Annotated in this window: 22 protein-coding genes; 6 read left to right on the top strand and 16 right to left on the bottom strand. The window is 66.9% G+C overall.

Going from position 1 to position 23,387, the window contains the following annotated elements:
* Positions 1-80 precede the first annotated feature (80 nt).
* From U5A57_RS27815 to U5A57_RS27805, 3 genes are all read right to left on the bottom strand, one after another.
* Positions 81-2,078: a response regulator gene (locus tag U5A57_RS27815; protein WP_321914847.1), complete on the bottom strand. Its 1,998-nt coding sequence runs from the start codon at positions 2,076-2,078 to the stop codon at positions 81-83.
* Between the two features lie 98 nt (positions 2,079-2,176).
* Entirely contained in the window at positions 2,177-2,677 is a 501-nt protein-coding gene (locus U5A57_RS27810; RefSeq protein ID WP_321914846.1) for a response regulator, read from the bottom strand.
* Between the two features lie 75 nt (positions 2,678-2,752).
* The gene (locus tag U5A57_RS27805; protein WP_321914845.1) at positions 2,753-4,405 is read right to left on the bottom strand and encodes a sensor histidine kinase; all 1,653 of its coding nucleotides are present in this window, start codon (positions 4,403-4,405) and stop codon (positions 2,753-2,755) included.
* Between the two features lie 502 nt (positions 4,406-4,907).
* Between U5A57_RS27805 and U5A57_RS27800 the strand changes: the two genes are divergently transcribed.
* Complete coding sequence (locus tag U5A57_RS27800; RefSeq protein ID WP_321914844.1) at positions 4,908-5,408, top strand: hypothetical protein; 501 nt, start codon at positions 4,908-4,910, stop codon at positions 5,406-5,408.
* 97 nt (positions 5,409-5,505) lie between these two features.
* Here the strand turns inward: U5A57_RS27800 and U5A57_RS27795 are convergent, their stop codons facing one another.
* On the bottom strand, positions 5,506-8,007 hold the full coding sequence (locus tag U5A57_RS27795; RefSeq protein WP_321914843.1) for an AsmA family protein: 2,502 nt from the start codon (positions 8,005-8,007) through the stop codon (positions 5,506-5,508).
* A gap of 123 nt (positions 8,008-8,130) precedes the next feature.
* On the opposite strand from U5A57_RS27795, the gene U5A57_RS27790 reads away from it, so the two are divergent.
* Positions 8,131-8,877 (top strand): ATP-binding cassette domain-containing protein, encoded by a 747-nt coding sequence (locus U5A57_RS27790; protein WP_321914842.1) that lies wholly within the window; start codon positions 8,131-8,133, stop codon positions 8,875-8,877.
* Positions 8,874-9,686, top strand: a complete 813-nt coding sequence (locus U5A57_RS27785; RefSeq protein WP_321914841.1) for an ABC transporter permease — start codon at positions 8,874-8,876, stop codon at positions 9,684-9,686. The genes U5A57_RS27790 and U5A57_RS27785 overlap by 4 nt, the downstream gene beginning before the upstream one ends.
* A 66-nt stretch (positions 9,687-9,752) precedes the next feature.
* Here the strand turns inward: U5A57_RS27785 and U5A57_RS27780 are convergent, their stop codons facing one another.
* Together U5A57_RS27780 and ligD are read right to left on the bottom strand one after the other, a co-directional pair.
* Positions 9,753-10,322 carry a DUF6013 family protein gene (locus tag U5A57_RS27780; RefSeq protein WP_321914840.1) on the bottom strand — a complete coding sequence of 190 codons (570 nt, stop codon included), beginning with the start codon at positions 10,320-10,322 and terminating at the stop codon, positions 9,753-9,755.
* Between the two features lie 307 nt (positions 10,323-10,629).
* Entirely contained in the window at positions 10,630-11,682 is a 1,053-nt protein-coding gene (gene ligD / locus U5A57_RS27775) for a non-homologous end-joining DNA ligase (RefSeq protein ID WP_321914839.1), read from the bottom strand.
* Positions 11,683-12,054: 372 nt separating this feature from the next.
* Here ligD and serB point away from each other — a divergent pair, with 372 nt between their 5' ends.
* Positions 12,055-12,894: a phosphoserine phosphatase SerB gene (serB, locus tag U5A57_RS27770; RefSeq protein WP_321914838.1), complete on the top strand. Its 840-nt coding sequence runs from the start codon at positions 12,055-12,057 to the stop codon at positions 12,892-12,894.
* A gap of 81 nt (positions 12,895-12,975) precedes the next feature.
* Here serB and U5A57_RS27765 read toward each other — a convergent pair whose 3' ends face one another.
* The 5 genes from U5A57_RS27765 to rimO form a co-directional block, all read right to left on the bottom strand.
* Positions 12,976-14,181, bottom strand: a complete 1,206-nt coding sequence (locus U5A57_RS27765; RefSeq protein WP_321914837.1) for a cystathionine beta-lyase — start codon at positions 14,179-14,181, stop codon at positions 12,976-12,978.
* A gap of 101 nt (positions 14,182-14,282) precedes the next feature.
* On the bottom strand, positions 14,283-14,879 hold the full coding sequence (locus U5A57_RS27760) for a hypothetical protein (RefSeq protein WP_321914930.1): 597 nt from the start codon (positions 14,877-14,879) through the stop codon (positions 14,283-14,285).
* 54 nt (positions 14,880-14,933) lie between these two features.
* Positions 14,934-16,118: a beta-ketothiolase BktB gene (gene bktB / locus U5A57_RS27755; RefSeq protein ID WP_321914836.1), complete on the bottom strand. Its 1,185-nt coding sequence runs from the start codon at positions 16,116-16,118 to the stop codon at positions 14,934-14,936.
* A 48-nt stretch (positions 16,119-16,166) separates the two neighbouring features.
* Positions 16,167-17,117, bottom strand: coding sequence for a sugar kinase (locus tag U5A57_RS27750; RefSeq protein WP_321914835.1), 951 nt, complete (start codon positions 17,115-17,117; stop codon positions 16,167-16,169).
* Positions 17,118-17,122: 5 nt separating this feature from the next.
* Entirely contained in the window at positions 17,123-18,508 is a 1,386-nt protein-coding gene (gene rimO / locus U5A57_RS27745) for a 30S ribosomal protein S12 methylthiotransferase RimO (protein ID WP_321914834.1), read from the bottom strand.
* A gap of 15 nt (positions 18,509-18,523) precedes the next feature.
* Between rimO and U5A57_RS27740 the strand changes: the two genes are divergently transcribed.
* A complete protein-coding gene (locus tag U5A57_RS27740; protein ID WP_321914833.1) occupies positions 18,524-20,173 on the top strand; it encodes a recombinase family protein in 1,650 nt (549 codons plus the stop codon).
* A 205-nt stretch (positions 20,174-20,378) separates the two neighbouring features.
* A complete protein-coding gene (locus U5A57_RS27735; RefSeq protein ID WP_321914832.1) occupies positions 20,379-20,702 on the top strand; it encodes a hypothetical protein in 324 nt (107 codons plus the stop codon).
* 22 nt (positions 20,703-20,724) lie between these two features.
* Here U5A57_RS27735 and U5A57_RS27730 read toward each other — a convergent pair whose 3' ends face one another.
* Genes U5A57_RS27730 through U5A57_RS27710 form a run of 5 tightly spaced genes read right to left on the bottom strand, consistent with a single transcriptional unit; the run spans position 20,725 to position 23,387 of the window.
* Complete coding sequence (locus U5A57_RS27730; protein ID WP_321914831.1) at positions 20,725-21,321, bottom strand: formyltransferase family protein; 597 nt, start codon at positions 21,319-21,321, stop codon at positions 20,725-20,727.
* Positions 21,257-22,462: a GNAT family N-acetyltransferase gene (locus tag U5A57_RS27725; protein ID WP_321914830.1), complete on the bottom strand. Its 1,206-nt coding sequence runs from the start codon at positions 22,460-22,462 to the stop codon at positions 21,257-21,259. The genes U5A57_RS27730 and U5A57_RS27725 overlap by 65 nt, the downstream gene beginning before the upstream one ends.
* Entirely contained in the window at positions 22,459-22,611 is a 153-nt protein-coding gene (locus U5A57_RS27720) for a hypothetical protein (RefSeq protein WP_321914829.1), read from the bottom strand. Before U5A57_RS27720 ends, U5A57_RS27725 begins: the two co-directional genes overlap by 4 nt.
* Positions 22,580-22,987 (bottom strand): hypothetical protein, encoded by a 408-nt coding sequence (locus U5A57_RS27715; protein ID WP_321914828.1) that lies wholly within the window; start codon positions 22,985-22,987, stop codon positions 22,580-22,582. Before U5A57_RS27715 ends, U5A57_RS27720 begins: the two co-directional genes overlap by 32 nt.
* Positions 22,974-23,387 (bottom strand): putative holin, encoded by a 414-nt coding sequence (locus U5A57_RS27710; protein WP_321914827.1) that lies wholly within the window; start codon positions 23,385-23,387, stop codon positions 22,974-22,976. Before U5A57_RS27710 ends, U5A57_RS27715 begins: the two co-directional genes overlap by 14 nt.

Genomic DNA, 23,387 nt, shown 5'->3' with positions numbered 1-23,387 from the left:
AGCGTCCAGACATAAGCCCGCGCCGCCGCAAGGCCGCGCGGGCTTTTTTATGCCCGGTTCAAGCGAGGCTCAAGGAAGACTCAGGGAGCCGGCGCGGCGGAATCGGGCGCGGCCGACGCACTGCGCGCGGCCGCGGCCTCTTCGATCAGCCGTTCGAGTTGCTCGAAGTTGACGGGCTTCGTGAGATGCGCGGTGAAGCCCGCTTCGACGCTGCGGCGCACGTCGTCGTCGGTGCCGAAGCCGGTGAGCGCGACGGCAGGCGCCGTTGATTGCGCACGGAACGCGCGGATGAAGTCGATGCCCGAGCCATCCGGCAAACCGATGTCGCTTACCACGAGGTCGAAGGCCATGCTGGCCGTGAGCGCGAGCGCACCGGCCACGCTGCCTGCCACCGCCACCTCGTGGCCGCCCGAGCGCATCAGTTGCGACATGACCTCAGCGGTATCCTCGTGATCCTCGATCAGCAGGATGTTCAGCGCGCCCACCCGATGCGGCCCGCGACGCTCGGCCACCGCGGCGGCGCCCTCGCCTCGCGCGGCGCTCGGCAGCACGATGGTGAAGGTCGCGCCGCAATGCGCACCGGGGCTTCTCGCACTCACGCTCCCGCCGTGCGCCTCGGTCAGCGCCCGCGTCACGGCGAGGCCTAACCCGAGCCCGCCGAACTGACGCGTGAGATTGTGGCTGCCCTGTTCGAAGGCATGAAAGAGCTTGCCGATCTGCTCGGGCGCGATGCCGATGCCTGTGTCCTCGACCTCGATCTCCACGTGCGTGCGCTCGTCGCGCGTGCGTACGTAAATGTGGCCGCCGTCGGGCGTGAACTTCGCGGCGTTGCGCACGAGATTCCAGAGCATCTGCTGCAGGCGCGCGCGATCGCCGCGCACATAGTGCTGCTGGGCGCGCAGGTCGACATGGACATCCTGCTGCTTGATCTGGATTTCGCTATGGAAAAGCTCGAGCACGGCCTCGATCACCTCGTGCACGTCGACCGTGTCGAGCGCGAGGCTCAGCTTGCCATTGGCCACGCGCGTGAGATCGAGCAGGTCGTCGATCAGACGTGCCTCGAGTTCGATATTGCGGCGGATCATCAGTACGCCCGAGCGCGCGGCGTCGGGCAGGGCCGGGATCTGCTCCAGCAGCCGCGTGCCCGCGAGCACCGGCGTGAGGGGTGTGCGCAACTCGTGCGAGAGCATGGCGAGGAAGCGGTCTTTCGCGCGGTTGGCTTCTTCGGCGGTCTGACGCGCTGCCTGCTCCGAGGCAAGGAGGCGCTCGCGCTCCTCGGTCGCTTCGCGTTGCGCGTCGATGTCGGTGCAACTGCCGAACCATTTGTTCACGCCGCCTCGCGGGTCGCGCATCGCAACGATTCGGACGTCGAACCATCGATACACGCCATCGCGGCGGCGAATGCGCAACTCATGGCGATAGTCGGTGGCGCCGCTGCCCACGGCTTCGAGCCAGGTGTGGCGAATCTCTTCGCGATCGTCGGCGTGCACGGCGTCGAGCCAGGCGAGACCGTGCGACTGGCCGGCGTCGAGCCCCGTATAGTCGAGCCACTGCTTCGAGACAAAGTCGCAATTGCCGTCCGCGCCGCAGGTGAGCACGAGGTGCGGCAACGCTTCGGAGAGCGTACGGTAGTGCTCTTCGCGATCGCGCAGCAGTAGCGCTTCGTCGGAGGCGCGCTGCAGCGCCACCTGCGAGAGCACGCGCGCGACGGCTTCCGGCAGATAGTCGAGATAGTCCCCCGACTTCGGCACCACGTCCGAGACGCCCGCGCGCAGCGCGGCGATCACGCGGGACTCGTCGGTGAAGCCCGTCACGAGGATCGCCGGCACGCGCACGTCGTCGGCACGCAGACGGCGGAAGAAGTCGAGGCCCGTTTCCGCGCCGTCGAGCTGATAGTCGAGTACGAGCACGTCGGGCGTCTGCACGGCGAGCAACGCGCGCGCCTCCCCCACGCCCGTGCAGGTGTCCACGCGCGCACCCGCGCGCAGTAGCGATTTGCGGGCGAGGCGCAGGATGCCTTCGTCGTCGTCGACGACGAGCACGCGCGCGCCGTCCAGCATCGTGGGTTCCTCCGTCATGCGCGAAGCGTCCCTTCAGGCATGGGTCGAGCGTGTCGCCTTGCTTTCATTCGGTTGCCAATGCGTGATGTTTCCATGCGCGATGCCCGCGCGATCCGTTACTGGGCGCCGGCCGGTCGCGCCTGGACGAAGCGATGGCCCGGCGGCAGCTTGACGACCTGGAGAAAGAAGCCGAGTCGGCGCACGGCCTCGATGAACGCGTCATATTCGACCGGTTTCGTGATGTACACGTTGCAGCCGAGTTCATAGCAGCGTTCGATCTCGCGAGGGTCGTCGGTGGTCGTGAGGACGATCACCGGCACCGACGCCGTGGCGGGCTCCGCTTTCAGGCGCCGCAGCACCTCGAAGCCGTCCACGCGCGGCATGCGCAAGTCGAGCAGCACGACGAAATTGCTGAGCGCGTCGCGCGTCGCCCAGTTCGCCGCCGCTGCCGGATTGTCGCCCGGCGTGCCGAAAAAGTAATCGAGCGCCTCCTGGCCGTCGCGAAAGCGCAGGAAGCTGTTCGAAATCCCCGAACGCCGCAGGTTGCGCTCGACCAGCGTGGCGTGCCCGTCGTCGTCTTCGATCAGCACGATGCTGACCTGTTCCCCGTTCGTCATCTCGACTCTCCTACGTACCGCATGAACTTTTCGAAACTTGTTGAAAGCTTGCCGGCAGGCGCGCCCGAGTGCCCGCTATGTGGTGCGCAACGGCTGGTCAGGCAGCGCGACGAAGAACGTCGAGCCCGCGCCCTCGGCCGATTCCACCCAGATGCGCCCGCCGTGCCGCTCGACAATCCGCTTGGCGAGCGCGAGGCCCGTGCCCTGCCCGGGCGATTCGCCGCCGTGCAGCCGCTGAAACGCGCGGAACAGCTTGGGCAGATACGCTTGCGCGATACCAACGCCATTGTCGCGCACAAAATAAGTCCGCGTACGCTCGAGAGGCTCCGCGGCCCCTGTTTTTCCTGCATCCTTGCCCGCGCTTTTGCCGGCTTCGTCGGCGGATTCGCTAGCGGCAGCGAGCGCACCGATCTCGACCCGGCCCGGGCGCGCGGGATCGAGATGGTGCAACGCATTCTCGATGAGGTTGCCGAATATCTGTTCAATGGCCGCCGGATCGCCCCAGGCGGGCGGCAGCTCGCCCACCTCGATGCGCGCCGCCTGCGCGCGTTCCTCGGAGAGGCCGCCCAGCACGCGCTCGACGAGCCGCGCCACGTTCACGCGCTGCCAACGGTATTCAAGGCGCCCGGCGCGCGAGAGACGCAACAGCGCGTCGATGATCGCCGCTGCGCGCGCCACCGCCTGCCGCAGAAATTGCAACGATTCGTCGACGTCGCCGTCGAGCACTTCGGTCATCGCGCGATGCTCGTGCTCGGGCAAGCCCGCCGCGTCGACCTGGGCGCGCAAGTCGTCGCACGATACCTGCAGCTCCTTCGAAAAGCCCTGCAGGTTCACGAGCGGCGAGCGCAGATCGTGCGAGACGCTGTAGATGAACATCTCGTTGTCCTGACTCTCCTGGCGCAGATGTTCGTTGGCGCTCGCGAGGTCCGCGGCGCGCGCCTGGAGCTGCGCCTTCAGCGCGGCCTGCTCGCGCTCGGCCACGCGCAGCTGCGCGCTCGTCTGATGGAGCACCGCATCGAGCGCGGCGATTTCGTCGTTGCCCGTGAGCGGCGGCGCAAGCGGCGCACTTTCCCCAAGGCGCTCGGCGTTCGCGCTGAGCGCGGCAAGGCGCACGCCCACGTTGCGTGCGAACGCCATGGCCGTGAACCCCCAGATCAGCATCGAGCCCACCACCGCGAAGATCAGCGCGTCCTGCTGGCGCTCGCGCGTCTCGCGCAGCATGGCCGCGCGGGCCTCGTCGAGCCGCGTTTCCTCGGCGATGAAGTCGCCGAGCACTTCGCGCACCGTCTCGATCTCCGGAGGCATGCCGTTGCCCGCCACCTGAGCGAACGACGTGCTGCGGCCCATGCGTAGTGCATCGGCAATTTCACCCGCTTCTTTGCGCCATGCATAGGCGGCGTTGCGCATATGCTCGACGCGCGCGAGTTGGGGAGGATTGTCGGCGACCATACGCGCGAGCAACGTGATGCGGTCGGCGAACTCGGTCCAGACGGCGTGGCGATCGATGAATGAAGGATCTTCGAGCACGATGCCCGTGCGCACGCGCGCGGCTTCGCGCAGCAGCGGGTCGACGAGACTGTTGGCTTGCCAAAGGATTTGCTGCGTGTTTTCGGCGCGTTTGGCCGCGAGCGCGGCCTTTCCCTGGGTGTCGAACACGACGCCGAGCAGCGCCAGTTCGACGACGCTCGGAATCGCGATCAGCAAGAGCCCCTTGGCGAAGAGTTTCATGTTGGCCTGCTTCGGTGGCGGGTCTGGGCGGCGCGCCGTGCTTTTCGCCAGTTTATTTGCAATGCGTCCCGCGGCATGCACCCACGCAACGCCAATCGGCCCGAGGCGCCCCGGACAACCGCGGGCAACAGAACCGCAACATTATCTGCGCGATTTTTCAGGATGACAATGTATGTGACACCACACACGTTGAGTCGCGGAAAACCCGTTTTTTTGCGGCAATTCGCCACACCGAGCGCACACACAGGTCTATTATTGAGACGGAGACGAGCGAGAGAGCGCCGGGATATCTACATGAGCGCGACGTGCGATCCGGCATGGCGTTTGCGAACGCAATGAGGGTTTTGAAAGAGGGGCAGCAGGCGGGCCGCGCAGGTCCGGATCGCTTCAGGCGCTCCGCGCGCCGCAAGAGCGGACCGTCCCCATCTCTATCCTCGTGAACGCAGCAAATCCGTGTGCTATAAAGGATCGACGTGCGGCGCACCAGTCCGGGAGTGGTCGCATGGGAACGCTGCGTGTACTGCAATCCACCTTTTTCAGGCGAATTTTTATGTCCTTCCCGAAAAAGCGCAAACGCGTCAAGGCTGACGGCGACGAGTCATTTCTCGCCGTGCTGAGCCACTTCAAGCCGTTCGGCCAACTCGATACCAAGATCGCGCGAGCACGCGCGCAGGACGAGCCCGTGCTCTATGCGCATATCCTGCCGGGGCTCGATGTGCTCCTGTGCAGCGTGCGCGGAGCGCAGCCACCGTATCCGGGCACGAGTGAATTGCGCAAGCGCTGCATCGAATCGATCGCTCACGCGCTCGAGCAGCCGATCGAAGGCCTCGAGAACGGCGGTTACTGGTATGAAGCGGACGGCTTCGGCTTTCTTGTGTTCGCGAGCCGCGCACGCAGCCGGGTCCTGCCCGAGTTCGGTGCGGCACGTCCGACCATGACCACCCGCCGCGTCACGCGCCGCCAGGACGCCGCCGGCGACACCGCGCCGCGCTCGTTGCGCTAGTCGTTGCGCCAGGTCGGCGCGCTCAACGAAGTTCACTGCACCGCTGCGCCGGGTCGATACACCCGGCGCAGCGGTTTTTCCGCTTCAGCTTCCCGAATCAGCTTCCCTTGTAGAGCGGCTGCTGCCCTTGCGTCGGCGTTGCAGTCGAGGCTGGCGACGGCGCGTCGCGCGTGGCCGGGCTCGCTTTCACGCCCCCTTCCCCTTTATTGCCCTTATCCGTCGCCGCAGCGGCGCTCGCGCCCGCGCCTGCGCTTGCGAGGTCCGGCTTCGGCAGCGCGCGCATTTTCTGGCCCGGCGGCGGCGCCACGGGATGTTCACGCATCTGCGCGAACAGCGCGTCGCATGGCAGCGGCTTGTTGTTGCTCGGCGCGATGAGCGGAATCAGCGCGGCGAACGGGTTGATAAGTCCGAGCCCGATCATCGCGCCGCCGCGCAGCGCGAGCGCCGTCGCATCCACGCCTACGTGCGGGTTCTTGAATGTGCCCCTCACGTAGAGCGGCGAGCGCAGCGTGAAAATGCGAAAGCCCTTCGTATGCGGATGGACCTTCATGTTCATCGATTCGTCGCGCAGGTCGATCGGGCCGTCGATGTTGATCACCGCGTCGTCGGTGTCGAGCGCGAACACGCGCGGATCGAGCACGCCGTTGGTGGCGACGAAGTCGGCCGCCGCACAGTTGATATTCACGTCGCGCGTGCCGAACAGCTTCTCGTACACCACGTTCGCCACGTTCAGGCCCGCCGCCTCCATGAGCAATCGGCTGATCGTGCCCTGCGTGACAAGCAGCTTCACCTCGCCGTTCGAGGTCGAGGCGAGCGCCGCCGGCGAGTTGCCGGTCGCCGTAAGCGAAGCGTCGCCGTTGATCTCGCCGAGCGCCGACTGCATCGTCTTGAAGTTCGGGAATAGCTGCTTGAGCTTCAGGTGACGCGCCTCCAGCGTGCCGCGCGCCTTGAGCGGCGCGCCGCTGCCGTCGAGCGAAACACGTGTGCCGAGCGTGCCGCCCGCCACACCGAACTGCAGCGGATCGAGCACGAGCACGCCGTTCGTCAGCATGACGTGCGCGTAGAGGTCCTGAACCGGCAAGCTGCCCTGCTTGATGATGCGCCGGCCCGTAAACTTGACGTCGGCGTCGATTGCGCTCCAGCGGTCGGTGCGGAACGGCTCGACCGGGATCACGCGATCGGCCGGCTGCGCAACGGTGTCGCCGCGCTTTGCCTTGCTCGCCGTGCTGTCTGCGCCGATGATCGGCGCGAGGTCCGAGAACTGCAGCAGGTTCGAAACCAGTTCGCCGCTCAGGAGCGGCCGCGGCGTGCGCTGCTGGTACACCACCGTGCCGTTCAGGTCGCTGCCGCCCACGCGGCCCGTGAAGTTCTCATAGCGGAACACGCTCGCGCCGCGCCTGAAATTGCCGACGAAGTGGCCTTCCGTGGCATACGGCGGCGTTTCGGGCAGCGTCACGCCGGTGAGGTTGTACAGATGCGCCAGGCTTTGTCCCTGCAGCCATAGGCGCAGATCGACGGCGGCCAGGTGCGTCGGGTCGGTGAGCGTGCCGACCAGCGCGATGTGCAGGTCGCCCGCGCGCATGTCGGCCTGAATCGGGAACGGACGCTTCGCGTCCTGCAGGGCGAGCACGCCGCCGAGCTTGCCGCTGCCCGCGAGCGCCGTCTTGCCGTACGTGCCCTTGATCGTCCAGCCGATCGCGTAGAACGGCTCTTGCGTGAGCGGCTGTGCGGGCGCGGCACCCGAGCCGGCGATCGGACCGCTGGCACCGCTCGCGGCGAGCGTTTGCGAGCCCGTTGCAGGCGCGCTTGTTACGGCCGTCGTGCCTGAAGCCGCCGCTGCGCTCGCCTCGCTGGTCGCACTAGCCGCGCTGGCAGCAGCCGCCTCCGAAGCCTGCTTGTTGACCTGCTGTGTCAGCCGGTTCGCGCCCGCGCGCCCTATGACCTGCGCAGAGCCCTCGCGCGACGCCGCTTCCTGCTCCTCCATCACCTTGCCGATCGGGATGCCCTGCCCAAGCAGGCTCACCGCGATCTTCACGTCGGTTTTCGTCTGCTGGTCGCTCACGGCGATATTGCCGCTCGAGAACGTGATGTCGTGCAGGTCGAGCCGCCACGTCGAAGGCCCGCTCGAGGCGGGCAGCTTGAAGGTCCAGTTGTTGCGCCCGTCGACAAGACGCTCGACGTCGATCGACGGATTCACGAGATTGATCGCCGGAATCACGATGTCGTGAGCCAGCAGCGGCAGCACGGCCACCTCGAAGTCGATTGCGTCGAGCGTGGCGAAATGCGGGGACTTCGTCCAGTCGGGATTGGCGATCGCGATCTGCGTGGCCGAAAAGCGCGGCCAGGGCACCCACGCGCGCCAGCCCGTTTCGCCGGGCGGCCTCTGCCAGCCCACCTTGAGATCGCCTTCGATCGCAAACGGCCGCCCGATGGCTTCGGTGACCTTTTCGTTTACGTAGGGTTTGGCGTGGTTCCAGTCGAACGTCAGGATGAAAACGACGAGCACCGCAACCAACACGACGACAACCGCGACGAGCCATGCGATGATCCTGGCGAGCGTGCGGCCAAGGTTAAAGGGCTTGGGCTGCGGTGACGTCATGCGGACTCCACGTTATGCGTTGTTGTCGGCCTGCCATGTTGCAATACCGCAAGAGCAGTCAGCGTGCCCGGTTACATACTGTTTCGCACGCCTTGTCGTACCCGCCATGTTTGCAATCTTTCGATGCTCAAGCACAACCCACTCCCCCCACTCCACGCCGATGGCGCGCCGCTCGTCGAGGCCCGCCAGATCGCCCGGCGCGACGCGCAACGCGGCCAGTGGCTGCTGCATCCCACCGATTTCGCGCTGCTAGCGGGCGAGCGCGCCGTGCTGGCGGGCCCGTCCGGCTCCGGCAAAAGCGTGTTCCTGCGCGCGCTCGCGCTGCTCGACCCGCTCGACGGCGGCGAGGTGCGCTGGCACGGCAAACCGGTCACGCGCGGGCGCATCGCCCAGTATCGGCGGCATATTGCGTACCTGCGGCAGCGGCCCGCGCTGCTGGACGGCAGCGTCGAAGACAACCTGCGCTACCCCTATACGCTAGCGGCTTACCGCGACGCGCGATTCGACGCGGCACGCGCGAACGCCCTCTTCGCCGCCATTGGCCGTTCCAGCGACTTCCTCGCGCGCGATACCTCCGAGCTTTCGGGCGGCGAAGCGCAAATCGTGGCACTCGTGCGCGTGCTCCAGCTCGATCCCGAAGCGCTGCTGCTCGACGAGCCGACCGCCTCTCTCGACCCCGAATCGGCGCGCGCCGTCGAGGCGCTGGTGGCCGGCTGGTTCGACGAGGCGCGCACAGCGCGCGCCACGGTCTGGGTTTCGCACGATCCCGCCCAGGCACAGCGCGTGGGCGAGCGGCATCTGACAATGCGCGCGGGCGTGCTCGAAGAACCCGCCACGCGCGCGGCATTCACTCAGGGAGCCGCACAATGAGCCCCGGCGTACTGCAGAACCTCGGCATCGGCGACGTCGCCATCGCGGCGCTGCTCGTGTTCGTCAACGGCGCGGTCTCCGTGCTGCTCAAGCTCGACCTCGAGCGCAAGCTGGCGTGGGCCGCCGTGCGCACCGTCGTGCAGTTGCTCGCGATCGGCTATGTGCTCGGCTGGGTGTTCGCATTCAACCGCTGGTACGTCGTGCTGCCGCTGATGGCGCTCATGACGCTGATCGCCGGTTTCGCCGGGGCGCAGCGCGGCGCACGCACGTATGGCGGGCAACGCGCGGACAGCATCGTGTCGATCTGGGTGAGCGCGTGGCTCGTGGCGGCAGTCGGGCTTTTCGTGGTGATCCGCATCCGGCCGTGGTACGAGCCGCAATACGCGATTCCGATCCTCGGCATGATTCTCGGCAACACGCTCACGGGCGTATCGCTCGGCGTGGAGCGCATGATGCAGGAGCTGACCGCGCGGCGCGACCGTGTGGAGACTGCGCTCGCGCTCGGCGCGACACGCTGGGAGGCCGCGCAGGCTAGCGCCCGCGAGGCGGTGCGCGCCGGCATGATCCCGACGCTCAACCAGATGGCCGTGGTCGGTGTGGTGAGCCTGCCCGGCATGATGACGGGTCAGGTGCTCGCGGGGCAATCGCCGCTGCAAGCCGTGCGCTATCAGATCGTGATCATGTTCCTGATCGCGGCTTCGTCGGCGCTCGGCACGGTGGGCGCGGTGCTGCTCGCGTACCGGCGCCTCTTCTCGCCGGAACACCGCTTTCTCGCGGCGCGGCTTATCGAACGCAAGGCACGCGCCTAGACGTGTGCGGCCGGCCCGCGCTCGATGCTTTACGCGCTACGCCGGCCATCCCGCTTACGGCGCGCTTTAGCGCTGCGCCGAGATCGTGATCTGCGTGCCGTCGCTGAGCTTGAGCGTTTTCGCAGTGCCATTGGTGGGCATCGTGAGGTGCGCGACCTCGCTATGCGCAACCACAGCAGGACACGTAAGCGATGCGCCGTTGCTCGACACCGTTTGCGTCCCGTGCGGCGCCTGGGCGCGGAAGCTCACCTGCACGGTGGCCGTGCCGTTACTCGCGACGATTGGCGCAAGGCGAACCTGGGTCTGCCTGACCATCGCGCCGTTCGCGTCGAGCGGCAACGAGGCGTAGTCCGGGCAGCCTTGCGGCGTCGCGACTGCGCCGCCCGGCGGCGTGGTGCGCCACGTGAAGTCGTCGGTGTCGCCCGAGCGCAGCGTGCGGGTCTCCTGAGCGTCGCCGAACGCCTTCGACACGACCCGTACCGTGTAGCGGATCGGCCCGTCGGTCGCGGCCTTCGAGGTGACCGTGATCGGCGTGGCCGCGAGCGCGGGCAGCGCGATGACGCAAGACGCGGCTAGGACGAACGGGACGAGCGCCGCGCGACGGCGGCGAGTATGGCGGGAGCTGCGGCAAGGCATGCGTCACCTCCTGGCGGGAACGGCCGCGCCCGTGGGCAATGGCGGCGTACGCAACGAACGCGGCAAGCCGCGAAAAGCCGGTACGACGCACCGCTCCCGTGCGGCGGATGGTCTGTTAGCAGTCTAGCGCGCCGCGCGCTGCCTTGCGCCGAGCGCATGCATCGAACGGACCAGGTTTTATCCTGCTTGTCATCGCGGGTAATTTGCTTGCTGTCCGTCTGTGCGTGGTCATGCGCCGTACTTCATCGGCATCGACGATCCGTTGTGCATAGGCGGCGCGCAAAACATCCTCACGCTCACGGCGTCACTACTTGCCGGTTGACTCCAGACTCAGCGTCAGCTCCGCCGTCAACTTCTGCCGAACGCTTCCATAGGCCCCCCAGGGATCAGCCTGCTCGATCCGGGCGAGACGCGCGTCGATGGTTGCAAGCGTCCATTGCGCGCCACCCGTCGTCGCCTCCAGTTCGTCCCAGCCGATCGGCACGGATATGCCCATGCCCGGGCGCGCCCGCACGCCATACGCGAGCGCCGTGCTCGCGCCGCGCGCATTGCGCAGATAGTCGATGAAGATCTTCTTCTTGCGGTGCTCTGGGCCCATAGTGGCCGTGATCTGCGTGGGCCAGACCGCGGCCAGATGCTGCGCAACCGCACGGGCGAATGCCTTCGCGTCCTCCCAGCCCGCCTCGGGCGTGAGCGGCACGACGATATGCAGCCCCTTGCCGCCGCTCGTTTTGCAGAATGACTCGAGCTTGAGTTCCGCAAGCAGTGCACGCGTGGACTGCGCCACCTCGATCACGCGGTCCCAGCCCAGCGCCGGATCGGGGTCGAGGTCGAAGACAACCCGATCGGGCCGCTCGATGTCGTGGACGCTGGCGTTCCAGGTGTGCAACTCGATAACGTCCATCTGCGCGGCGCTCACCAGCGCGCGCGCTGTATCGATCGTGAGCAGCGGCGGATGGCCCGGGTCGAGCCCTTCGTGTTCGGTGAGTTCGGGCAGCGGCGCCCGCCCACAGTGGCGCTGGAAAAACATCTCGCCGCTCAAGCCGCGCGGTGCGCGCACGAGCGACACGGGGCGATCGCGCAGTTGCGGCAGAATCCAGCCCGCAGCGCGCGCGTAGTAGCGCACGAGTTCGAGCTTGTGCGTGCCGCTGTCGGCATCGATAACGCGTCTCGCACTCGTGATGCGTATACCGTCGATTTCGGTTTCTGCCGAGTCGTCGCGCCGGCGCCGCGTGGTTCGAGGCAAGCGGTGCACGGACGCGGCAGGCGTGGCCGGCGCGGCGGCGTCCGAGTTCGAGGCCCGCTCGCCGCGCGGCGTTCGGGCAGATGTCCTGGTTGGGGCCTTGCGAGCGTCCTGCATACCGGTTCCCCTGGCGCCCTCGCGCACATGACGCGTCGCGCGACGCGAGTCGCGACACGTTCGGTTGACGGCACGCGGCAGCCGCCCCCGTCAGACTGCCGCACGAGCTTTCATTGTGCCTCGAATGAGCGCTTTCGTCGCTGCAAGGTGATCGCAAGCGTGTGCCGAAAAACGGGGAAATATCTGCCATGAGGAGAAGCGCGCGGCGAACGTGGCAGACGACCGTTGCGATCGGCGGGAAGTTACAATGACGGGCTTTGCCGCGCACTGCAGAGCGCAATTCCGGCTCTTGCACGCGCGACAGCGCCCTTTTTCATCCGATTTCATCCGATCAATCCGACGACGCCGTGCGTCGGCTTTGCCCGTCCTGCCATGAACCTCGTCATCCAGAGTCCCGCCCCGCTCGACACCGTCCATCACAAGCCGCTTCTCGGCCTCGCCCGCGGCAGCCGCCTCACGCCGATCGACGCTCACGCGGTCCGCATCGAGCATGCCGAGCCTGCCCAGCGGGCCGACCTCGAGGTCTACTGCGGCACGCACCAGCTCGACTACGCATTCGTCGAAGCGGAGCGCACGCTGGCCGATTTCGGCCTCGTGGCGATGGACATGGACTCGACGCTCATCACGATCGAATGCATCGACGAAATCGCGGACTTCTGCGGCCTCAAGGCCGAGGTCGCGGCGATTACCGAAGCTTCGATGCGCGGCGAGATCAAGGACTTCAACGAAAGCCTCACGCGCCGCGTGGCGCTCCTCAAGGGGCTCGACGCGAGCGCCCTGGAGCGTGTGTATGAGGAGCGACTGCTGCTCTCGCCGGGCGCCGAGCAGATGCTCGCGGGCGCGAAGGCAGCGGGCCTGAAAACGCTGCTCGTGTCCGGCGGCTTCACGTTCTTCACCGAGCGCCTGAAGGCGCGTCTCGGGCTCGACTACACGCGCGCGAACTCGCTCGAAATCGTCGACGGAAAACTCACGGGACGCGTGACCGGCGAGATCGTCAACGCCGACGTGAAGGCGCGTACGCTTGCCGAAACCTGTGCGCAGATCGGCATCGAGCCAGGCCGCGCAATCGCGATGGGCGACGGCTCGAACGACCTCAAGATGATGGGCGTAGCGGGTTTGTCGGTTGCGTTCCGCGCGAAGCCGGTGGTGCGCGAGGCCGCGAGCGTCGCGTTCAACTTCGTCGGGCTCGACGGCTTGCTGCGTCTGTTCTGATCGGGATTGCGCCGCGGTTAGAAAAGACAACGGCCGCTCGTGTCCTCGTGGACGCGAGCGGCCGTTGTTGTTTCGCGCGGATTATTCAGGCGTACTTGCTTTTTCCGCAAGCCTTGCGAGCGCGCGCTCGATGTCGGCGCGCAGATCGGCCTCTTCTTCGAGGCCGATGTAGAAGCGCACCAGCGTGCCGCGATGCGGCCAGCTCGCTGCCGTGCGCATCGAACCGACGTCGTACGGCATGGCGAGGCTATGCGCCCCGCCCCAGCTCCAGCCCAACGCGAAGAGCTCGAGCGACTCGCAGAACGTGTCGATCTGCGCCGCACTGTAACGCTCGTCGAACACCACGGAGAAAAGGCCGCCCGCGCCCGTGAAGTCGCGCTTGTAGAACTCGTGGCCCGGGCAATCTTCGAACGCCGGGTGCAGCATCGCCGCGATTTCGGGGCGCGACTTGAGCCAGCCTGCGAGTGCGAGCGCGGTGCGATCGTGCGCCTCGAAGCGCGCCTTCATGCTCGGCAGCGCGCGCAGCACGAGCGAGCAGTCGTCGACCGAAACGCCGATGCCAAGGCGCATGCGCGCGGCCTTGAGCTTGAGATAAAGATCGCGGTCGGCGGTGATGGTCGCGCCCATCAGCACGTCACTGCCCCCCGACTGATACTTGGTGAGCGCCTGCACCGAAATGTCGATGCCGTGCTCGAACGGCTTGAAGGCGAGGCCAGCCGACCACGTGTTGTCGATGGCCGTCACCACATTGCGCGCGCGCGCCGCCGCGGTGATCGCGCGCACGTCGGGCACTTCCATCGTCACCGAGCCGGGTGCTTCCAGCCAGATCAGCTTCGTGTTCGGCTGGATCAGCTCGGCGATGCCCGCACCGATCATCGGGTCGTAGTAGCGCACCGTGAGGCCGAAATCGCGTGCGAGCCAGTCGCCATGATCGCGGTTCGGCGAATAGACGTTATCGGGAATCAGCACGTCGTCGCCTGACTTCAGCAGTCCGAAGTAGACGTTCGAGATGGCCGAGAGTCCCGAGGGTTGCAGCAGCGCATGCGTGCCGCCTTCGATCTCGGCGATGCGCTTTTGCAGCATGGCCGAGGTGGGCGTGGCGTGCAGGCCGTAGCGCCATTGCGCGTCGTTGCGCCAGTCGAGCGCGCGCACCGAAGCGAGGTCGGGAAACACCACGGTCGAAGCCCGCGTGACCGGCGCGGCAAACGATTCGAAGCCGGGCGTGAGGTCGTCTTGCGGGTGAATGATGCGCGTCTGCAACGCGCGGCGGGAGTCGGATTGGGTCATGTTGGAGCGAATTCGGTTGAGGCGCGAGAACGTTGCGGCGCGGGCCTGCGCGAAAGACGCGCGCGACGCCGCATAGCGAAGAGTAACACCCGTAGCGGCGCTTATTGCCCGATCACGAGATTGCTCACGCCGTTCACGGCGTGCGCGCCGTTCGGCGTCGATGCGCTCGCCGCGCCAGTCGACACGGCGGGCGCCGCAGCCCCCGCCGCGAGCGGCTTCAGATCAAAGGGGACCGGGTGCGAGTCGTCCGGATCCATGCGGTCGCCCGACAGCGAGCCGTCGTCGGCGAACGTGCCCACCCAGTTGCCGGAGATATGCGTGCCGTCGTTCGAGTCCTCGGCTTCGAGCGTGGCCTCCGCGCGGTCGCCCGCGATCAGGACCACCTCGCCCGTATCCGTGAACTGATATTCGCCATGCACGCCAGTCGGGTCGTCGTCGCCGGCTTTTGCGCCGAGGCGCATGACGATCTGACGGTTACCGAGCGTGCCGACGTATTGCGGCAGCTTCGCGAACTCGGGGTTCGGCTTGAGCGTGGACTTGGCGGGCGGCGGCGCGCTCGCGTCCTGCGCGCGCGCCGCGAGCGGCAGCGCGAGCGCCATGACCGCCGCAGCCGCGGCCGCGGCGGCGATCCAGCCGCGCGCCTTGATCGCGCCGCCCCGTCGGGCGGCCGCGCGCGGCGGCCGCTGTGCTTGCGTCATTGCTTCCATCTGAATCCTTCCTTCACTTGCACAGCTGGCGGGGCGTAGTGCGTATCAGATGCGTTCGAAGATGGCCGCAATGCCCTGGCCGCCGCCGATACACATCGTCACGAGCGCGTAGCGCCCCCCGATACGCTGCAGTTCATACAGCGCCTTCACGGTGATGAGCGCACCGGTCGCGCCGATCGGGTGGCCGAGCGAGATGCCCGAACCGTTCGGATTGACCTTGGCCGGGTCGAGCCCGAGTTCCTGCGATACCGCACAGGCCTGCGCCGCGAAGGCTTCGTTGGCCTCGATGACGTCGAGGTCGCTGACCTTCAGGCCTGCGCGCTCGAGCGCCTTCTGCGTGGCCGGCACCGGGCCGATGCCCATGTACGCCGGATCGACGCCCGCATGCGCATACGAGACGAGGCGCGCGAGCGGCTTCACACCGCGCGCACGAGCGGCGTCGGCGCTCATCAGCAGCACGGCGGCCGCCGCGTCGTTGATGCCCGACGCGTTGCCCGCGGTGACCGTGCCGTTCTCCTTCGCGAACACCGCCTTGAGCTTCGAGAAGTCCTCCAGCGTGGCGCCGTGGCGCACGTGTTCGTCGGCGTCGAACAGCACTTCGCCCTTCTTCGACTTGATCGAGACCGGCAGGATCTGATCCTTGAAGCGGCCTTCGGCGAGCGCGCGCTCCGCACGGCGGTGCGATTCGAGCGCAAGCGCGTCCTGCGCCTCGCGCGTGATGCCGAACTTCTTCGCGACGTTTTCCGCCGTCACGCCCATATGGATCGTCTGGAACGGGTCGTGCAGCGCGCCGATCATCATGTCGACGAGTTGCGTGTCGCCCATGCGCTGGCCGAAACGCGCGGCCGGCATCGAGTACGGCGCGCGGCTCATGTTCTCCGCGCCGCCACCGATCGCGATGTCGGCGTCGCCGAGCAAAATGGTTTGCGCAGCCGACACGATCGCCTGCAGGCCCGAGCCGCACAGGCGGTTCACGGTCAGCGCCGGCGCGTGCTGCGCAACGCCGCCGTTGATCGCGGCCACACGCGCGAGATACATGTCCTTGGGCTCCGTGTGCACGACGTTGCCGAACACCACGTGACCGACCGCGTCGCCCTCCACGTTCGCCCGCGAGAGCACCTCGCGCACCACGCGTGCGCCGAGATCCGTCGGGGAGAAGTCCTTCAGGCTGCCGCCGAAGTCGCCGATTGCCGTACGCACACCGCTTGCCACCACTACTTCGCGTTCCATAGTCTCGCTCCTCGTCTTCCTGATTGGATGAATCTCGTTATTGGCGCGTTATTGGCGCGTTGCGCCCGGAGGGCCATCGGCGAGCAAGCGCTCGACGTCCTCGCGATAAGGAATAGGCGCCACGGCGCCAAAACCCAGCGTCGAAAGCGCGGCGGCCGCGTTCGCATAGCGTGCCGCCGCGAACGGTTCGTCGCCGGCCGCGAGGCGCGCGACGAATGCGCCGCCAAAGCAGTCGCCCGCGCCCGTGGCGTCCACGGCTGCGACCACGTGGCCAGGCACGACGCGCCGTTCGTCGGGCGTCGCGACGTAGGCGCCGTCCTTGCCCAGCTTGAGCGCAACCACACGAGCGCCGCGCGCGAGCAGGTAATCGACAATCGCGTCGCGGTCTTCGAGGCCCGTGAGTACCGCCACGTCGTCCCAGCTAGGCAGGCAGATATCGGTGAGCCGCAGCACCTCGTTCATCACGCCGCGCGCCCGCGCGAGTGGCCACAGCTTCAGGCGCAGATTGGTGTCGAAGCTCACGCGCACGCCGTTGGCGCGCGCATGCTCGACAGCGGCGAGCGCCGCGTCGCAGGCGCTGTCGCTGATCGCCACGCTAATGCCGGAAAGATGCAGCACGCGCGCAGCCGCAATGGTGTCGAGCGGCAGATCGCGCGGCGTGTACCGGCTCGCGGCCGACCCTTTGCGCAGATAGTCGAAGGCATGGCCGCTCGGGCCATGCGAGACGAAGTAGACGCCAGTGGGCGCCGTCGCGTCCACGCGCACCGTCGAGGTATCGACGCCTTCGCGCGTCCAAAGGTCGGTCAGGAGGCGTCCGAAATGATCGTCGCCGACCGCCGAGACGAAGCCCGTGCGCGCGCCCTGGCGAGCCGCCGCGATGGCGAAGTTCGACGTATCGCCGCCGAAGCCCTGCAAATACTCGGGGCGGTCTTTCGACGCCTGGTTGAACTCGACCATGGCCTCGCCATAAGCGAGGACTTGCGGGGCGACGCTCGTCATGCCGCTCAGACCTCGCCCCAGAGGTCGTGGCCGTCCGCGCCGGTGATCTTCACCGAAACGAAGTCGCCGACCTTGTAGCGCTTCGACGCCTTGGTCGCCGGCGCGACATAGACCACGCCGTCGATCTCGGGCGCATCCGCCGCGGTGCGGCCAATGCCGCCGTCGGCGTTGATCTCGTCGATCAGCACCTTGAGCGTCTTGCCGACCTTGCGCTGAATACGCTTGGCCGAGACTTCCTCCGCGACTTCCATGAAGCGTGCGCGGCGTTCCTCACGCACCTCGTCGGGCAACGCGCCGTCGAGTTCGTTCGCCGTTGCGCCTTCAACCGGCGAATAGGCGAAGCAGCCCACGCGGTCGAGTTCGGCCTCGCGGATGAAGTCGAGCAGCGTTTCGAATTGCTCTTCCGTTTCGCCAGGGAAACCGGCAATGAACGTGCTGCGGATCGTGAGATCGGGGCACATCTCGCGCCAGGCCTTCACGCGCTCCATGACCTTCTCCGCGTTCGCGGGGCGCTTCATGCGCTTGAGGACTTCAGGGTGAGCGTGCTGGAACGGCACGTCGAGATACGGCAGCACGTGACCCTTGAACGGACCTTCGGCCATCATCGGAATGACTTCGTCCACGCTCGGATACGGGTAGACGTAGTGCAGGCGCACCCAGGCGCCGTATTGCGCAGCCAGTTCGCCGAGCGCGGCAACGAGGTCGGTCATGCGCGTCTTGATCGGCTTGCCGTTCCAGAAACCGGTGCGGTACTTCACGTCCACGCCGTAAGCGCTCGTGTCCTGCGAGATCACGAGCAGTTCCTTCACGCCGGACTTGAAGAGGTTTTCCGCTTCGAGCATGACCTCGGCGACCGGGCGCGACACGAGGTCGCCGCGCATCGACGGGATGATGCAGAACGTGCAGCGGTGATTGCAGCCTTCGGAGATCTTCAGGTACGCGTAATGGCGCGGCGTGAGCTTGATGCCGGCGGCCGGCACGAGATCGACAAACGGATCGTGCGGCTTGGGCAGGTGGCTGTGCACCGCCTGCATGACCTCGCCCACCGCGTGCGGGCCCGTCACGGCGAGCACCTTCGGATGCACTTCTTCGATCAGGTTCGACCCGCTCGCGCTCGCCTTCTTGCCGAGACAACCGGTCACGATCACCTTGCCGTTCTCGGAAAGCGCTTCGCCAATGGCGTCGAGGCTCTCCTGCACGGCTTCGTCGATGAAGCCGCACGTGTTGACGACGACGAGGTCCGCACCGTCGTAAGACCCCGAGATTTCGTAACCCTCGGCGCGCAGCTGGGTAATGATCTGCTCGGAGTCGACAAGCGCCTTCGGGCAGCCGAGGGATACTATACCTATACGCGGAGCGTCTGAATTCGTGGCGGTTTGCAGCTTGGACATGTGGGGATTCTTGGAATGACAACAAAGCCGAGAGTTTACAGCTATTTGCGCTTCTCCGACCCAAAACAAGCGGCCGGTGGAAGCATTGATCGGCAGTTGGAATATGCCGCCAGATGGGCGGAAAACCATGAGATGCATCTTGATTCGTCCCTATCACTCCGGGACGAGGGTCTTTCGGCCTACCACCAGCGCCACGTTCGCCAAGGAGCCCTCGGCGTTTTCCTGCGCGCGGTTGAGGATGGTCAGGTGCCTGCGGGGTCGGTGCTGGTCGTCGAGGGCCTGGATCGCCTGAGCCGCGCCGAGCCCCTACAGGCTCAGGCGCAGCTCGCGCAGATTGTAAACGCCGGGATTACGGTGGTAACAGCAAGCGACGGCCGCGAATACAACCGCGCCCGTCTAAAAGCACAGCCGATGGACCTCGTTTACAGCCTGCTGGTGATGATTCGTGCGCATGAGGAATCGGACACTAAAAGCAAGCGCGTAAAGGCCGCGATCCGGCGGCAATGCCAAGGCTGGATTGCGGGCACGTGGCGCGCGCCAATCAGGGTCGGAAAGGACCCGCATTGGGTGCAGGAATCGAAGGGAGGCGGCTTCGAGCTGATGCCCGAGCGGGCGGAAGCCGTAAAGAAGGTCGTCAAGATGTTCAGGCAAGGGCACGGCGCAGTACGCATCGTGCGCGAACTGGCCGAGCTCGGGCTCAAGATCAGCGAGTCCGGCCTCACCAAGTCATCACATATCTACAAGCTTCTCGCGAACCGGATGCTGGTCGGTGAGAAGTCGGTCGAGATCGATGGCGAAGCGTATCGGCTCGAAGGCTACTACCCTGCTCTCCTGACACCCGCCGAGTTCGCCGATCTGCGCTATCTCGCCGAGCAGCGTGGCCGCCGCAAGGGCAAGGGCGAGATACCTGGCGTGGTGACCGGCCTCGGGATTACCTACTGCGGCTATTGCGGGTCGGCGATCGTGGCTCAGAATTCGATGGGGCGTAAGCGTATGGAGGACGGTCGGCCGCAGCCTGGTCACCGCCGCATCAACTGCGTCACCTACGCCACGGGCAACGGCTGCAAGATCAGCACGACCACCAGTGTTGTACCGATCGAACGGGCGCTCATGCTGTATTGCTCGGACCAACTGAACCTGACGCGTCTGCTGGAGGGCGATGATGGAACAGCTACGCTCAACGCCCAACTGGCCGGCGCGCGTGGCCGCGTCTCCGACCTCGAAACGAAGGTCAAACGCGTCACCGACGCGCTACTGGTTGACGACGGCGACACCCCGGCCGCCATCCTGCAGCGGCTTCGAGAACTCGAAAAGCAGCTCGCCGGCGAGCGTCGCGAAGTGGAGTCGCTCGAGCACCACGTTGCCGCGTCGGCGTCATCAGCTACCCCCGCCGCCGCCGATGCGTGGCGCGCCCTCGTCGAGGGTGTCGAACTGCTCGACTACGACGCACGCATGATGGCCCGACAACTCGTCGCAGATACGTTTTCGCGCATTGTCATCTATCAGTCCGGCTTCGAACCGAGTACTGGTCAGGATACGATCGGGCTCGTTCTCGTCGCAAAGCGCGGTAGCACCCGCATCCTTCACGTTGACAGGCGCACCGGCGAATGGCGTGCGGGTGAGGACTTCGATACAGCCATGGTCACGCCGCCGGCGACCACGTAAGCGACCTAAACCGCCCTATAGTTCAGGGGGTGGAATGACACCGCCACCGCCCGCCCGGCGGCCCTCCCTCCCCCTGCTGTAGCAGTCCTGTAGCAGCGCCGGCGGGCGCTTTTCTGCCCCTTTTCTGCCTGCCCGCCGCCCTCCCGCTTTCCCGCTGACGCATGGCGTGATACTGTATAAAATCACAGTGTCGCGTAATGACAACATGGACCACCGCCACCGCCCGCCGCTCACCGCAGCCGAGCTCGCTGCGATCTACGACGCGCACCCCACGCCGGTCGTGCTGCGCCTGCTGCGCGAGATCGACCGCCTGCACGGCACCATCCGGACCGCGAACGCGGTGCGCGTGGCGCTCGATGCCCGTCGCGCCGGCGCCGTGAACACCCCAGGCACCATCTGGACGCTGTTTTGCGCGGATCTCGACGCCGAGCCCTGCCTCACCGACCCGCCCACGCCTCGCCAGCGCGGCCTGGCCTACCCCGGCGAAACCCCGGGCCGCGCCCGGCGCCGGCGGCGCGAGGGCGGCTGAGCAGCACCGCCGTGCGGCCCGCCTACCCTCGGACCAGCGGCCCGGCCGCAAACGCCGGTTCCCATGTCGCCAGCGCCGCGTCCTGCGGCACCGCCGGCAATCCACCCGCCTCGAGCAGCCCGAGCGCAAGCGAGAACAGGCGCAGCGCCATCGGCGCGAGCTCCCGGCGCCACAGCCCCGCCGGCGTATCGCCCGGCCGCACGTGGCACCAGTCCTGCAGCGCCACCGGCCCGGTATCGGCCCCGTCATCGAGCCAGTAAAGCGAGCCCCCCGCCACCGGCTCGCGCATGTGCAGTGTCCAGCGCACGGCATCCCGCCCGCGATGCCGCGGCAACAGCGAAGGATGAAAGCCCAGCGCCCCGAACCGTGCCCGCTGTCGCGCGGCGGCCGGTACAAAGCCATGCGCATGCGCGCACAGGATCACGTCGACGCCGGCGGGCACGGCGGCCGGGTCCAGTGCCCCCGTGGCGGCGACCGACCGCACGCCCTCGACGGCCGCCGCCTCGAGGAGCCGGTCGCCCGGCACCCCGGCCACCGCGGCCACCGCGTGGCCCTCACGCCGGCACTGCCTGAGCAGTTCCACGGCCAGCCACTTCTGGCCCACGATCATCACGCGCATGCTGGCCCTCCTCCGGCCCGAGATAGCGGAACCCCTGGACGGCCCGGAAGTGGCCGCCATAACCGCTTTTGACGGTCTCGCAATAGCCGGCACGCGCGGCGCTGCCTGCGATGGATTCGGCGCTGCGTGCCTTGTCCCCTCCGCAGAGACTGGCAGATACCTGCGTCCAGAGCGGGTCCCGCCGCAGCGCGGCGGCCAGTCCGGGGTGGCTCGTGTGGAACAGCATCGGCATAGGCTTGCCATAGCGATTCCGGCCCCCGCGCCACGCCTCACAGACCGCGTTGAGGAACCGCATGCCGACGCCCGCACCCTGCCATTCCGGCATGACCACAAGCCGACACGCCCGTGCCTCGACGAGCCCCGGCCGCGTGCTGACCGCCACGTGCGCGACGGCCGCTCCGTCGATCCAGCCGACGTAGCACGTCGACGCAATCATGCGGGGCAGCTTCAGATAGTGATGCGGTTCAAACTCCGGCCAGTGACGCCAGTCGGTTTCGTGAATGTGAAGTTCCAGTCGAGGCCGACGTCGAAGCAGCCCCCGGTCGAATTCGCCCGTCGCCGTATCGAACACCCAGTCCGGCTCGAGCCACTCAAGAATGTCGTAGTGGCACGAGAGCAGCACCGCCCGCCCGCGCGTGCGGCGCCAGGCTTTCGCAAAGGCCCCGGCACCCACACGCGCGATCTGGCGGTCGACCACCGACGAGAACTCATCGACCACCGCGAGCGCCGGCGCCTCACACACCAGGCGCGCGAGCGTCGCCCGGAAACGCTCACCATTGGAGAGGACGCGGTAGGGTCTGAGCCACGCCGGCACGCTCCCGAGGCCCACGGCCGAGAGCGCCCCCGCCACCTCATCGAAGGGGCGGCCGGCGCCGCTGTCGCCGCTGTCCCCGATGGCGTCGATGATCGGAACGTCCTCCGGCCACTTTGGTTCATAGCACGCGCCGAGCTGCCGCCCGATGCTCGACTTGCCCGAGCCGGACGGCCCAACGATGACGCCAATGCTCCAGCGGTCGTCATCGATGCGCAGCTCGGCCTCGAGGTCGAACGTCGCACCGCTCTCCACGTTGAAGAGGCTTTTGACGCGCGCGGCCCGGTACGAGTCGGCCTCCGGGCAGCGGTGATGAATGGACACCTTCATACGCACACCACCTTGACCTTGTGGCCCTGCGCGCGCAGCGCCTCGTAGATTGAACGCTGTTCGGCCTCGTTGCGGCATACGACAATCACGCCGTACTGTGGCCGGTACTTGAAGCCGTTACGCCCCGGAATCCGTACCGGGAGATCCACCCTTGCCGAGTCCGTCATGGCCCGCCTCCTGAACGATATGGGCACCACCGTCCGCGAACGCCGTCAACGCCCCGCCCCTGATCCAGGCGGCACCCGCGTACACCACGTTCAGGACAACTTCGAAAGGCAATCCGTAGATACCGACAAGGATGGCGACGCAGGTGGCCCCCGCCATCGCGGCGACCAGCGTGCGCGCGATGCGTTCACCTGGGGACAGCGCGCGCCCTGGCCGTCCGTTCGGAAAACCCACCCGCCATGAGAGGATGCCGAGCACCACCGCATTCGCGAGGCGCCAGGCGAAGATCTCGTAGGTCGGCGCCTCCATTTCAGCCATGAGTGCGTGAACAACGCGCATCACGAGTTCATTGGTTGTCATGGTCGCCCCCGGTGAACTGATCAACGCGATTCTTGGCAGCAGTACCGATACTCCTGGCGATGTCCGGTGCACTCTTCGTGGCCTGCTTGAACAGCGCGGTCATGACGACAACGACCAAGGCGCTCACCAAGGCGCCGGCGAGCATGTCGGGTAGCCAACTGATGCGCAGCGCAATGCTCGGCGCTACGCCGTACCCCAGCACCAGGGAAAGGAACCAGTAGAGATATTTCTTCCACCGGTGGCTTTCCTCGGTTTCCAACAGGTAAATGAAGGCACCACAAACGTTGCCCACCAAGATAGCGCCGTGCAGCGGCACCCCCATCCACATGCTCGCGGCCGTCGCCCCGGCTGCACTGCCCCCAGCGAGCACCGCGAGGGCCGTTGTCGTAGTAGCTGGCAT

The organism is Paraburkholderia sp. J11-2 (genome assembly GCF_905220185.1).
In the GTDB taxonomy this organism is placed as follows: domain Bacteria; phylum Pseudomonadota; class Gammaproteobacteria; order Burkholderiales; family Burkholderiaceae; genus Paraburkholderia.
Note: the sequence above shows the minus strand (reverse complement) of the source record. Positions and strands in the feature narration are given on the sequence as shown.